The sequence below is a fragment of the Pseudacidovorax sp. RU35E genome (assembly GCF_900156165.1).
Classification (GTDB): Bacteria; Pseudomonadota; Gammaproteobacteria; order Burkholderiales; family Burkholderiaceae_C; genus Xenophilus.
Genome location: NZ_FTMY01000002.1, coordinates 582994 through 595083, shown reverse-complemented (window position 1 = coordinate 595083; position 12090 = coordinate 582994). Strand labels below are relative to the sequence as shown.

Annotated in this window: 12 protein-coding genes and 1 pseudogene; all 13 read right to left on the bottom strand. The window is 69.8% G+C overall.

Going from position 1 to position 12090, the window contains the following annotated elements; translation table 11 throughout:
• A pseudogene (locus BXA03_RS05615) lies at nucleotides 1-323 on the bottom strand (oxidoreductase); the annotation flags it as partial.
• 157 nt (nucleotides 324-480) lie between these two features.
• Nucleotides 481-1518, bottom strand: coding sequence for an aromatic ring-hydroxylating oxygenase subunit alpha (locus tag BXA03_RS05610; RefSeq protein ID WP_076504749.1), 1038 nt, complete (start codon nucleotides 1516-1518; stop codon nucleotides 481-483).
• 28 nt (nucleotides 1519-1546) lie between these two features.
• Nucleotides 1547-1771 carry a recombinase-like helix-turn-helix domain-containing protein gene (locus BXA03_RS05605; RefSeq protein ID WP_076504747.1) on the bottom strand — a complete coding sequence of 75 codons (225 nt, stop codon included), beginning with the start codon at nucleotides 1769-1771 and terminating at the stop codon, nucleotides 1547-1549.
• Between the two features lie 61 nt (nucleotides 1772-1832).
• Entirely contained in the window at nucleotides 1833-2741 is a 909-nt protein-coding gene (locus BXA03_RS05600) for a Bug family tripartite tricarboxylate transporter substrate binding protein (protein WP_234983598.1), read from the bottom strand.
• 152 nt (nucleotides 2742-2893) lie between these two features.
• Nucleotides 2894-3862, bottom strand: coding sequence for a VOC family protein (locus tag BXA03_RS05595; RefSeq protein ID WP_076504743.1), 969 nt, complete (start codon nucleotides 3860-3862; stop codon nucleotides 2894-2896).
• 19 nt (nucleotides 3863-3881) lie between these two features.
• Nucleotides 3882-5357 carry an aldehyde dehydrogenase gene (locus BXA03_RS05590; RefSeq protein WP_076504741.1) on the bottom strand — a complete coding sequence of 492 codons (1476 nt, stop codon included), beginning with the start codon at nucleotides 5355-5357 and terminating at the stop codon, nucleotides 3882-3884.
• A gap of 27 nt (nucleotides 5358-5384) precedes the next feature.
• The gene (locus tag BXA03_RS05585; protein ID WP_076504739.1) at nucleotides 5385-6188 is read right to left on the bottom strand and encodes an aspartate dehydrogenase; all 804 of its coding nucleotides are present in this window, start codon (nucleotides 6186-6188) and stop codon (nucleotides 5385-5387) included.
• Between the two features lie 7 nt (nucleotides 6189-6195).
• Nucleotides 6196-7887, bottom strand: a complete 1692-nt coding sequence (locus tag BXA03_RS05580) for a thiamine pyrophosphate-binding protein (RefSeq protein WP_076504737.1) — start codon at nucleotides 7885-7887, stop codon at nucleotides 6196-6198.
• Between the two features lie 30 nt (nucleotides 7888-7917).
• Nucleotides 7918-8748, bottom strand: coding sequence for an SDR family oxidoreductase (locus tag BXA03_RS05575; RefSeq protein WP_076504735.1), 831 nt, complete (start codon nucleotides 8746-8748; stop codon nucleotides 7918-7920).
• A gap of 156 nt (nucleotides 8749-8904) precedes the next feature.
• Nucleotides 8905-9747: an IclR family transcriptional regulator gene (locus BXA03_RS05570; protein ID WP_076504733.1), complete on the bottom strand. Its 843-nt coding sequence runs from the start codon at nucleotides 9745-9747 to the stop codon at nucleotides 8905-8907.
• A 13-nt stretch (nucleotides 9748-9760) separates the two neighbouring features.
• Complete coding sequence (locus BXA03_RS05565) at nucleotides 9761-10645, bottom strand: alpha/beta fold hydrolase (RefSeq protein WP_076504731.1); 885 nt, start codon at nucleotides 10643-10645, stop codon at nucleotides 9761-9763.
• A gap of 34 nt (nucleotides 10646-10679) precedes the next feature.
• The gene (locus BXA03_RS05560) at nucleotides 10680-11231 is read right to left on the bottom strand and encodes a cupin domain-containing protein (protein ID WP_076504729.1); all 552 of its coding nucleotides are present in this window, start codon (nucleotides 11229-11231) and stop codon (nucleotides 10680-10682) included.
• A gap of 31 nt (nucleotides 11232-11262) precedes the next feature.
• On the bottom strand, nucleotides 11263-12063 hold the full coding sequence (locus tag BXA03_RS05555) for an SDR family oxidoreductase (protein WP_076504900.1): 801 nt from the start codon (nucleotides 12061-12063) through the stop codon (nucleotides 11263-11265).
• Between the last annotated feature and the right edge of the window lie 27 nt (nucleotides 12064-12090).

The following is a 12090-nucleotide window of genomic DNA, read 5'->3' as shown; positions in this document are numbered from 1 at the left end:
TCCTCGTGCAGCTCGAAGTTGTTGCGGGGGGCCGAGATGTCGATCACCTGGCCCACGCGCAGCTGCTGGTGCACGAACTTCGAGCCACCCCGGCTTGCGCGGTCGTTGAGCACGCCCACCACATAGCGGCCGCTGTCGCTGCAGGGATTGCACAGCGAATAGCTGCGCACCAGGCCGTTGGCCAGGTGCAGGTCGATGTGCGAGCCCGCGGCAAAGGCGGGAAAGCTCACGCCGGCATTGGCCGGGCGGAATTCGACGCTGACGATGCCATCGGCCTCATGGCGCATCGTGTGGACCAGGGCTTTGAGCGTGGGGGCGGACATGGCGGAGATCTCTCTGGACTTGTCTGTGTGTTGTGGAGGGGAAGGCACCCTCGACGGGGCCGCATCGGCGGCGAAGGGCGCGCAGCGCCCGGATCATAGGCAGCGAGCAAGGCGCATGCCGCCCGCCGCCGATCCGCCCCTGTGGCGGCTGGGCCGCTCAGGGTTGCGCCGTCTGCTTCGCCTCGAGTTGCTGCTGCGCCAGGTTGCGCAGCTGGCGACGCAGCCGCACGATGCCCAGGTCGTGCTGGTAGAGGTTCTCGTGCTGGTTGGCGTCGGGCTCCATGTCCTCGAGCATCACGCGGTCCTGCTCCAGCACGCGCCAGTGGCGTTGCTCCAACCGGTTGCGATAGAGGAAGCGCCAGGTGTCGCGCTCCCAGCCCTTGGGCAGCTTGCGCACGCGCCAGTGGAAGACGGCCGACAGACCCGTGGAGATCGGCGTGTAGCTGCCCACGATGATGAAGTTGCCGCCGGGGCCACCGGTCTTCGGGTACGGAATCTCCAGGCGCATCCAGTGGATGCCGGTGTCGGCCCATTCCGTCCAGTCGAAGTTGACGTTGCGCTGGCCTTCCTTCTCGAAGACGAAGCCGGTGTCCGTCTGGCGGATGCCGAACTTGGCCTTGGAGTCGCCCTCGGCCATGGAGTGCGACTGCTTGTGCAGGAAGGTGCCGTGCATCGGGTCCATGACGTTGTCGAGCACGTAGCGGTAGTCGCCCTTCCATTCCGTGTAGCAGAGGAAGTGGCCGTACTGCGCGTCGTCCGTCAGCTCCTCGGGCAGCACCAGCGGCGGCGGCTCGTCGACCGGCTCGCTGCTGTTGTAGAGGAAGACGGCGCCGGCCGCTTCCTTGACATGGAAGTGACGCGTGGCGCGCGTGCCTTCGAGCTTGCAGCCGGGGCTGCCGGGCACACGGGTGGTCACGCCGTCGCAGCGCACCTCGACGCCGTGGTACGGGCAGGACAGGCGGTCGCCCAGCACCACGCCCTGCGACAGCGGGGCACCGCGGTGCGGGCAGCGGTCTTCCAGGGCATGCAGCACGCCGTCGAAGTCGCGCCAGAAGGCCAGCTTGCGGCCCAGGCGGCGCAGCGAGACGGGCTTCTCCTTGATGAAGGAGGACGGGCAGATCGGGTACCAGAGGTCCTTGAGACCGACTTCGAGCAGCTGGTCGACCGGATCGGCGTGGATGGCGATGGTGGTCATGGGGTGTTCCTCGCTTGCGTCGTGGGGTTCAGGGCTGTTCCGACAGGACGGCGATTTCCTGGCGGTAGACCTCTTCGGTCCAGGGCTTGCCGCTGGGGCTGGCCAGGCCGCTGTCGTTGAGCGCCTGCACCAGGCCCGGCAGGTCGTGGACGCCGGCGCCGAAGGCGCGCTCGATGGCATCGCCCAGCAAGTCTTCGTAGGTGGTGGGGTTGCGCTTGCGCGCTTGGTGGGGCTCGAGGTAGCGGTCGGTCATGGTGTGCTCCATCGGGGGGCGGTGAATCGTGAGGAGGCGAAAACGGACTGGTGGCAGGGGCTCACTCGGCCTTGATGCCGCGGCTCTTGATGACGCCGGCCCACACGGCCGTCTCGTCCTTCATGGCCTTGGCGAAGGCGGCGGGCGTCATGGTGGCCTGGGTCATGCCCTGGGCCTTGAGCTTGTCCTGGATCTCGGGCTGCGCCAGGATCTCGGCGGCGTCCTTGGCCAGTTGCTCGGCCACCGCGGGCGGCGTGCCGGCCGGGGCCAGCAGGCCGTACCACGAGGTGACGTTCACGCCCTGGATGCCCTGCTCCGCCAGCGTGGGGATCTCCGGCGCCACCGGCGTGCGCTGGGCCTCGGTGATGCCCACGGCCACCAGCTTGCCGCTGTTGATGAAGGGCAGCGCGGCCGGCAGGTTGGTGAACATCAGCGGCACGATGCCGGCCACGGTGTCGTTGAGCGCGGGCGGCGTGCCCTTGTAGGCCACGTGCAGCATGTCGATGCCGGCCTGCTGCTTGAACAGCTCGCCGGCCAGGTGCAGGCCGCTGCCGATGCCCGGCGAGGCGTACGACAGCGCACCCGGCTTGGCCTTGGCCTGCGCGATCAGGTCCTTGGCCGTCTTGATGCCCGAGGCGGGCGAGGCCACCACCACGTTGGGCGCCTTGGCCAGCATGGTGACCGGCACGAAGTCCTTCTCGATGTTGAACGGGAAGTTCGGCATCAGCGTCGGGTTGATCGTGAGGTTGCCGGCAGGCACCACCAGCAGGTTGTGGCCATCGCCCTTGGCGCGCTTGATCTTGTCGATGCCGATGTTGCCGGCCGCGCCCACGGCGTTCTCCACCACGGCCGGCTGGCCGTAGCGCTTGCTGAGGCCGTCGGCCAGGAAGCGCGCCAGCGCATCCACCGGGCCGCCCGCCGGGAAGGGCGAGACGATGTTGAAGCGCTCACTGGCGAGCTGCTTGTGCACCTCGCTCTGAGCTGACGCGCAGGTGCAGGCCAAGGCAGCGGCGAGCGCAGCGAAGGCCGTTCGGGAAACACCGCGGAACCGGCGTTGCCGGGCCGCTGGTGTTGCCCCCTTGAGGGGGGATTCGGCTACACGAAGTGAGCAAGAAACGGGGGTCATTTTTTCTCCGTCAAAAACTTGCCCGAGGCGTCCACGCCCTTCTGTCGCCGCGTGTGGCCGTCCAGGCCGCCATCCACGGCCCATTCGGCGAACACCGTCGGGCCCGGCTCGAAGTCGCGCGCGGCCCACTCGGCCGTCAGCTGGTCCTCGTCGGCGTAGTACTCGATCAGGCCGCCGGCCGGATTCTTGAAGTACCAGAAATAGGCCGAGGAGATCGGATGCCGGCCCGGGCCCAGTTGCGTTTCCCAGCCGCAGCGCGAGAAATGCAGGCCGCCGCCGAACACCTCGTGGATGTCGCGCACGGTGAAGGCCACATGGTTGATGCCGCGCTTGCCCGTGGGCAGCTGCAGCAGGAAGAGGTCGTGGTGGCCACCGATGTCCGCGCAGCGCAGGAAGGCGCCGCGGCCCGGATAGCGGTCGGAGGCGACGAAGCCGAAGCGGCTGGCGTAGAACGCCTCGCACGCCTTCACGTCGGCCACGAAGAAGACCACGTGGCCCACCTCGATGGGCGTGGCCCGGTCGTAGATCGGGCTGGGCTGGTTGACGCGGGCCTTGTCGGCCCAGGTGTTCATGCGGGCGCAGTCGATGTCGACCGCCTTCTTCCGGCTCACCTGCAGGCGCACGGCCAGGCCGTTGGGGTCGGTGCAGCCGATGCGGCGGCCGCCGGCCACCTCGCCATCGACGAAGCCCGCGTCGCCGCGGATCGCGTCGGCATAACGGTCGAGGTCGGCCGCGCTTTCCACGCCCCAGACCACCTCGCGCAGCGTGGGGCCCTCTTCGATGGCGGGCGGCAGGCCGGCCTTGTCCATGGATGCGACGACGATGCGGCAGCCGTTGAGGCTTTCGAACACCAGCTCGTCCGCGCCTTCGTAGGCCAGGTTCAGGCCCCAGTCCAGGAAGAAACGGCGGCTCGTGGCGAGGTCGTCCGTGCCGTAGGTGATCTGATCGATGCCGAGAACGCTCATTGTTTGATTTCCTGTTGGTTCACTTGGCCCACGGGATCGGCTGCTCGTTGGTCCCCCAGTACATGCTCTTCTGCTCCATGTACTGGAAGATGCCTTCGCGGCCCTTCTCGCGGCCCAGGCCCGAGTCGCGCCAGCCGCCGAAGGGCGTGGAGACCGAGAACTGCTTGTAGGTGTTGACCCAGACGGTGCCCGCCTGCACCGCGCGGCCAAGGCGCCAGGCGCGCTTGAAGTCGCGGCTCCACACACCGGCCGCCAGCGCATAGACGCTGTCGTTGGCCTGGACGATCAGTTCCTCTTCGTTGTCGAAGGGCATGGCCACCAGCACCGGGCCGAAGATCTCTTCCTGCGTGATGCGGGCGTTGTTGGTGAGGCCTTCGAGGATGGTGGGCGTGTAGAAGTAGCCCTTGTCGAAGGCCGCACCCTGCGGACGCACGCCGCCGGTGCGGATGCGTCCGCCTTCGCTCACGCCCAGGTCGACATAGCGCTCGATGCCCTCGCGATGTTTCGCGGTGATCAGCGGGCCCATCTGGGTGCGCTCGTCGGCCGGGTCGCCGACACGCAGGTTCTTGGCCGCCTCGGCCACGCGCGTCACGAACTCGTCATAGATGCCGCGCGCCACGAACAGGCGCGAGCCCGCGATGCACGATTCGCCCGAGCTGCTGAAGATGCCGTAGAGCACGCCGGCCACGGCATGGTCCAGGTCGGCATCCTCCAGCACCATGGTGGGCGACTTGCCGCCCAGCTCCAGCGAGACCGGCATCATCTTGTCGGCCGCGATGTGGGCGATGTGCTTGCCGGTGGTGGTGCCGCCGGTGAATGACACGCGCTTGACCAGCGGATGCTTGGTGATGGCATCGCCGATCACCGAGCCCTTGCCGGGCAGCACGCTGACGATGCCGCGCGGCACGCCGGCCTGTTCGCAGATCCGGGCAAGCTCCAGCGCCATCAGCGGCGTCACCTCGGCCGGCTTGACCACCACGGCATTGCCGGCCGCCAGGGCGGGCGCGAGCTTCTGCGCCTCGCTGGCGATGGGCGAGTTCCACGGCGTGATGGCGGCCACGACACCCATGGGCTCGTGTACGCTCATCGTCACGAACGGGCCGCGCGACGGCGTGATGGTGTCCTCCAGCGTCTCCAGCGCGGCGGCGAAGAACTGGAAGGTGCCGGCGGCGCTGGCGACCAGCGCGCGGGTTTCGCTGATGGGCTTGCCGTTGTCCAGGCGCTGCTTCTGCGCCAGGTCTTCGGCACGCTCGCGGATGATGGCGGCCACGCGGTGCAGCACCGCGGCGCGCACATGCGGCAGCATCTGGGCCCAGCCGCTGGTACGGAAGGCGCGGTCGGCACGGGTGATGGCCTCTTCGACATCGGCCAGGCTCGCCGCCCGCAGGCGCGCGATGGGCTCGCCGGTGGCGGGGTACAGGCTCAGGTATTCGTCGCTGCCGCCCAGGCGCCATTCGCCAGCGATGTTGATGGGGAGCAGTTCCAGCTTGGACATGCGGGCTTCTCTCTCGGATGTTCGTCGTCAGATGACCAGCGGGGCGACGCGGCTGCGCAGCGCACGCACCGCGCTGTACACGGTCAGGGCCGAGGTCTTGGGATTGGCGGCCAGCGGCTGGTTGCGCATGGTCAGCTCGAAGCGGCCGAAGGCGCCCTCGGCCTCGACCTGGTGGACGTTTTCGGTCACGGCCGGGTCGGCGATCAGGCGCACCGTGGTGCGGTCCAGGCCCAGGCCGGCCAGCGACACGGTGGCCGCCACGTTGGCGTTCTTGGGGAAGAGGCGCGCGGCATCGCGGGCGCTGCCTTCGAAGATCACCGCCTCTGCCGCCAGCGCGTCGAGGTCGCGGCCCTCTTCCGCCGGCGTGCCCTTCCAGGCGCGGGGCGGCTTGCGGCCGGTGTAGCGCACCGTCTCCAAACCGCCGGCACGCGCGGCGGCCAGCGCGTCGATGGCACCGATGGCACCGGCGATCAGCTGCACCTGCGTGCCGCCTTCGCGGGCCGCGGCCTCCAGTTGCTCCGGCAGGCCAGGTGCCGACAGCGCGCCGACCGAAGCCACGATGGCGGGAATGCCGCGCTTGAGCGCCGGCAGCACGTGCTGCTCGATGGCGGCATGGCCGGCGGCCTCGACCACCAGGTCGATGCCGTCGGTGGGCACCGACGACAGCACCTGCGCGCCATGGGCCACGCGGGCGGCCACGGTGCGCGCATCCGCCTCACTGCCCGCGGGCACGACGATGGCAGCCGCAGCCAGGCCGCCATCGGCCTTCACCAGTTCCAGCAGCGCGGTGCCGATGGCGCCGCAGCCGATCAGGGCGAATTTCAGGGCCATGGCGTCCTCAAGCCGCCGGTGCGGCCGGCACCTGGTCCATCTTGTTCACCGGCGGGCCGGCGAAGTTGGTCTTGAAGCCACCGATGGCGCGCATGTCGATCTCGAGCAGGAAGGGGCCCCTGCGCGACCAGGCGCTGTCGAGCACGCCGGGCAGTTCGGCCAGGTCCGTCACGCGGGCATGCGGCAGCTGGATCGAGGCGCACAGCTGCGCATAGTCGGGCGTGTGCAGTTCGACATAGCAGCGGCGGCCGCCGTAGGAGGCGTCCTGGATGTTCTGGATCACGCCGTAGCGCTGGTCGTTCATCAGCACGATGAGCGCATCGCACTCCTCCTGCACCAGCGTGGCCAGCTCGCCCAGGTTGAGGATGAAGCCGCCGTCGCCGGCCAGGGCCAGCGTCTTGCGGCCGGAGCCGGTGGCGGCCGCGCCCACGGCCGCGCCGATGGCCATGGGCATGCCCATGCCGATGCCGCCGCCCGTGGCATGCACGCCGGCATTGGCCTCGAAGAAGCGCAGCTCGCGGTTGCCCCAGGTGCTGTTGGAGACGGTGACGTCGCGCACCCAGTTGAACTGGCGGCCGGCCTGCTTCTGCAGCTGCTGCACCAGCGCGGTGTAGGGGCCCAGGCCATCGTGCAGCGTGGCGACCACCTCGTCGTGGGTCTTGCGCAGGTCGGCCAGCAGTTCCGGGTCGGCCTTCCAGCCGCGGGCTTCCAGCCGGTCGGCCAGGCCGTTCAGCACCAGGGCCGAGTCGCCCCAGACGAAGCCGTCGTCGGCATAGCAGCGGCCCTGCTGGGCAGCATCGGCGTCGATGCGCAGCAGCGGGCGCGGCAGCTTGAGTTCGTACTTCAGCGTCTCGTTGCTGCGCAGGCGCGAGCCCACCACCAGCATGGCGTCGCAGCGCTGGTAGAAGGCCTCGACCGGCTTCTGGATGTTGTAGGCGCCCAGCGAGGCCGGATCGTCCTCGGCCACGATGCCGCGGCCCTGCACGGTGCTGACGATGCCGAAGCCCAGCGCCTTGAGGCGGGCCACGGCCGCGCCGGCATGGCGGGCGCCACCGCCCAGCCACAGCAGCGGGCGGCGCTTGGCGGCCAATTGCTCGGCCAGCGCGTCGATGGCGGCCTCGCTCGGCACCGGCACGGTGATGGGCAGCGGCGACAGGTCGGCCGGCATCTCGATCAGCGACTGCTGGATGTCGATCGGGATCTCCACGCTCACTGGCCCGGTGGGCGCGGTCTGCGCGGCCTGCACCGCCGCCTTGAGCGTCGACAGGCAGGTCTCGGCATTGCGCACGCGGAAGGCGGCCTTGGAGACGGCCGTCAGCATGGCGAGCTGGTCGGGCGCCTCGTGGATGTAGGCCAGGTTCTGGTCCAGGTACTGGGTCTCGATCTGGCCGGTGATGTGCAACAGCGGCGTGCCGGCGTTGCGCGCCTCGACCAGGCTGCCGGCGATGTTGCCGGCCGCCGGGCCGGTGCTGGTGATGCACACGCCCAGGCTGGAGGTGGAGCGGGCATAGGCATCGGCCATGTTGCCGGCCCCGGCCTCGCCGCGGGCCATGACGAAGCGCGTCTGGCCGCGCAGCGCGAAGGCGTCCAGGATCGGCATGTTGTGGATCGAGATCACGCCGAAGGCGGCCTTGACCCCGCACTGTTCGAGGAAGGCGGCGACGACCGTGCCGACGGTGACTTTGGGGGTGGAGGTCATGGGGATTCCGGAATCGAAGACGGGGATGTTTCAGGCCGCGCGGGAATGGCCGCCGGAGACATCGATGTGGCTGCCGCTCGTGTACGACGAGAAGGGCGAGACGAGGAAGGCGAGCGCACGCGCGGCCTCCACCGGCAGGCCGAGGCGGCCCAGCGGGATGTGCTTCTTGTTGGCCAGTTCGGCGCTCCACGCGGCCCAGTCCTGCGACTTGTCCTCGCGCGCCTCGAAGCGGCGACGCCACTGGCCCGACTCGACCAGGCCGATCAGGATGCCGTTGACCCGCACGCCCTGTGGTGCGAATTCGGTGGCCAGAGAGCGCACCAGGTTCAGGATGCCGGCCCGCGCGGCCGAGGTGGCGACCATGTGCGGCTCGGGCTGGCGCGCCAGCAGCGAGTTGGCGCAGGCGATGGCGGCATCGCCCAGCCGCTGGCGCTCGGCCACCAGCTGCGGTAGGAAGGCACGGGTCGGATGGATGATCGAGAAGAACTTGAGCTTGAGCTCGTCCATCCAGGCCTGGTCGTCGGTGTCGGCGAAGGTGGAGACCCGGCCCTGCCCTGCGTTGTTGACCAGCATGGCGGCCGGGCCCAGTGCGGTCCGGCTCTCGGCGGCGAAGGACTTGACCGATTCGGCGTTGAGCACATCGCAGGTGCGGGCGAAGAGCCTGGCGTGCGGAAACTGCTCGCGCAGGCCGGCGACGGCACTGTCGAGCCGCTCGGCATTGCGGCCGCACAGCGCGACGGCGGCGCCGGCCGACAGCAGCACCTGCACGGTGGCCAGGCCGATGCCCGAGGAGCCGCCGGTGACGACGGCCGTGCGACCGGCCAGGGCGTCCGAGGCGAGGAAGGAAGACAGAACGTTCATGAGCAAAGGTCTGAACAGAATCAAATGGCCGCGGAGCAGGCCATGCCAGAGCACCCGAGGAACTGGCTTTGCCAGGCCTCTGGGTGCGCCCTCCTCCAAGCCGAAGGCGCCAGGGAGGAGGGAGCCGCGAAGCGGCTTGGGAGGTGCCCTTTCATGTCAGCGGCGCAGCGGGATCACCTTGCGCGTCATGCCCGGATGGGCACCGTCGAGCAGGCCGGAGATCTCATCGGCCGCGGCGCAGACCCGGTTCACCAACTGGTCGACCGGGCCTTCGTCGATGTGCGCCGTGGTGAAGGTGGCGCCCAGCGCGGCGATGGTGTGGCCGGCCCGATCGCGCACGGGCGCGGCGATGGTCGAGATGTTGCTTTCGAAGAAGCCTTCGCCCAGCACGTAGCCATGCTGGCGCACGGTCTGGACCATGTCGAACAGGGCGTTGACGGTGCGTGGCGTGTTGTCCGAAAAGACCTCGAGTTTGTCCTCGGGGTACAGGGCGCGCAGCTGCGGCAGGCTCAGGTCGGCCAGCAGCACGTGGCCGAGCACGGTGGCATGGGCGGGCAGCCGGGTGCCCACCGTCACGGCGCTGCGGAAAGGCGTGGGCGAGGCGGTCTTGGCCACGTAGACGATGGAACGCCCATCGCGCACCACCATGTTGCAGGCATGGCCGATGTCCTCCGACAGGCGGGTGAGCACCGGCAGGCCGAGCTCGGTCAGCTCCAGCGAGGCCAGGTATTCGAAGCCCAGGCGCAGCACGGCCAGGCCCAGGCGATAGTCGCGGCCGCTCTCGGTCTTCTCGATGAAGCCCATGTTCTCCAGCGTGGAGAGCAGGCGGAAGACGGTGGAGCGCGGCAGGTTGAAGCGGCGGGCCAGCTCGGGCGCGGACAGCGTCGGCGTCTCGCGGCTGAACTCGCACAGCAGGCGCAGCCCGCGCTCCAGCGCGGGCACGTTGTAGCGATCGCCGCCGTCCTCGCTCGTCGCGTTGGGGGTGTCGGTCTGACTCATGGTGTGTCTCTCCTCACGCGTCTTGTTCTTGGGCGGCGGCCAGCAGCAACTGCGCGACGGGCGCCGGCTGCTCCACGTAGCAGGCATGGCCGGCGCCAGGCAGCAGGGCGAGTTCCACGCCGCAGGCCCGGGCCACCTCGCCGCAGGCCAGGGGCGTGGTGACCACGTCCTCGCTGCCGCAGAGCACCTGCACCGGCATGGCCGGTGGCAGGTAGGCCAGCAGGTCGTCGCCGGTCAGCAACTCGATGGCCTGGCGGTAGCCGGCGTCGTTGAGCCGGCCCATGTTCCAGCGCACCCACTGGCGGGCGCGCTCGCTGGCGTTGTCGGAGACGAGCCGCGCGCTGCGCTGCGTGGCCATGCCGGCGATGCCCAGTTGGTCGAGCGTGGCCAGGCGCTCGGTGCGCACCTTCTGCGCCTGGGTCTCGCGGCCGGCCGCGCCATAGCCGCGGGCCGGGCTCATCAGCACCAGCCGTGCGATGCGGCCGGCCAAAGGCGCGCCGGCGTGCACGGCGCCGCCGGCCATCAGCGCGCCGAGCGAATGGCCCACCAGCACGCAGCGATCGATGCCCAGTGCGTCGAGCAGGCCCGCGAGGCGCGCCGCGTAGTCGGTCGCGCGCGGCGCCGGCCGCGCCACGGGCGTCGATGTACCGTAGCCGGGCGCGTCCCAGGCGATCAGCCGCGCACGGCCCTCGAGCGCATCGGCCACGCCCAGCCAGGAGGCCGAACCCGAGCCGATGCCATGCAGGCACATCAGCGGAAGGCCGTCCGCGCCCTGCCCCGCCTCGCGCACGGCCACGGCACCGCCCTGCGCCAGCGCCACATAGCGAACGGCGAAGCGGCGCTCGAGGTCATCGACTTCGGCCTGGGGCAGCGCAGTGGGAGCAGCGGTTGGGTTCATGGCGGCGGCAGTGGGCAGGGGACGATGCGGCCGATCAGCCGCGCTTGACCTTGGACAGCGGGTGGTCGTCCGGGTAGGTCGGGCGGACCGGCGTCTTGGAGCCGAGCATCACGCACATCAGCGCGTCTTCGTCGCCGATGTTGATCTCCTCGCGGTACACGCCGGGCGGCACGGAGATCAGGTCGCGGTCGGTCAGGATGGTCTCGTAGCGCTCGCCCTCGGGCGTGGTCAGCACCACCTTCAGCTTGCCGCGCATGAGGAAAAAGATCTCTTCCACGTCGGTGTGCAGGTGCGACGGGCCTTCGTGGCCGGCGGGGATCACCATGGTCGAGAAGGTGAAGTTCTCGGCCGGCACGGTGTTGTTGTCCGAGGCGACGCCGGTGCCGCCCGTGCCCACGTAGCGCATCTGGGCGCGGCGGTACTTGGGGTCGAAGTCGGCCTGGAACTTCAGCGCGTCCCAGTCGTACTGGCGAGTGGAATAGCGCGCGATGCGCGTGCTGATCCACTGCTCCAGGCTGGCGCCTTCGGGGCGCTCCCAGCTGGGCTTGGCGGTGTCGAGTTGCTGCTGGACGGACAGGTCGGTCATGGGGCTCTCCTACAAACGGTTTTGGGCGGGATCAATTCAGCACGAAGCCGCCGTTGACGGGCAGCAACTGGCCGGTGACGAAGCGCGACAGCGGCGAGAGCGCGAACAGCACCGCGCCGCACACGTCGGCCGCCTGCTGCTCGCGCGGCAGGGCACGGCCTTCGAGGTATTTGTCGTGGCGCGCCTTGGGCACGTATTCGGTGGCTTCGACCAGCGTCAGGCCGGGCGCGATGGCATTGACCGTGATGTTGGCACCGCCCCATTCACGCGCCAGCGAACGGGTCATGGCAGCGACGGCGCCCTTGCTGGCCACATAGGCCAAGAGGTTCTGGGCGCCCCACAGCGCGGTGTCGGAGGCCAGGTTGACGATGGCGCCGTGGCCGCTCGCGGCCAGCGCGCCGTGGCAGGCGCGGCTCATGAGCCAGGTGCCGCGGACGTTCACGTCCATCACGCGGTCCCACATCTCGATTTCGAGCGCATGCGGGTCTCGGCCGCCGGAGTTGGTGATGGCGCCGTTGTTGACCAGGCCGTCAAGTCCGCCCAGCAGGCGCACGGTCTCGTCGGCGCAGGCGGTGACGGAGGCGGGATCGGTCAGGTCCAGCGCGAGGGCCTGCACATCGCGGCCCTGCTCGCGCAGCGCGGCGGCCTCGGTCTGAGCCAGGTCGGCCAGGATGTCGGCGATGACCACACGCCCGCCCGCCTGCGCGATGCACTTGGCAAAGGCCAGGCCCAGGCCGCGGGCACCGCCGGTCACCAGCACACGCCGGCCGGCAAGCATGCCGGGCGGGATCTCGGCCAGCAGGCTGCGCAGGCTCTCGGGGTCGGGCGTCATGTTCATCGCTTGGATCAAAACGTTTCT

Coding starts and splice junctions, on each gene's coding strand:
- BXA03_RS05575 (WP_076504735.1), bottom strand. CDS start 8,748: ATGAACGTTCTGTCTTCCTTCCTCGCCTCGGACGCCCTGGCCGGTCGC.
- BXA03_RS05585 (WP_076504739.1), bottom strand. CDS start 6,188: ATGGCCCTGAAATTCGCCCTGATCGGCTGCGGCGCCATCGGCACCGCG.
- BXA03_RS05605 (WP_076504747.1), bottom strand. CDS start 1,771: ATGACCGACCGCTACCTCGAGCCCCACCAAGCGCGCAAGCGCAACCCC.
- BXA03_RS05560 (WP_076504729.1), bottom strand. CDS start 11,231: ATGACCGACCTGTCCGTCCAGCAGCAACTCGACACCGCCAAGCCCAGC.
- BXA03_RS05565 (WP_076504731.1), bottom strand. CDS start 10,645: ATGAACCCAACCGCTGCTCCCACTGCGCTGCCCCAGGCCGAAGTCGAT.
- BXA03_RS05590 (WP_076504741.1), bottom strand. CDS start 5,357: ATGTCCAAGCTGGAACTGCTCCCCATCAACATCGCTGGCGAATGGCGC.
- BXA03_RS05610 (WP_076504749.1), bottom strand. CDS start 1,518: ATGACCACCATCGCCATCCACGCCGATCCGGTCGACCAGCTGCTCGAA.
- BXA03_RS05555 (WP_076504900.1), bottom strand. CDS start 12,063: ATGACGCCCGACCCCGAGAGCCTGCGCAGCCTGCTGGCCGAGATCCCG.
- BXA03_RS05570 (WP_076504733.1), bottom strand. CDS start 9,747: ATGAGTCAGACCGACACCCCCAACGCGACGAGCGAGGACGGCGGCGAT.
- BXA03_RS05595 (WP_076504743.1), bottom strand. CDS start 3,862: ATGAGCGTTCTCGGCATCGATCAGATCACCTACGGCACGGACGACCTC.
- BXA03_RS05580 (WP_076504737.1), bottom strand. CDS start 7,887: ATGACCTCCACCCCCAAAGTCACCGTCGGCACGGTCGTCGCCGCCTTC.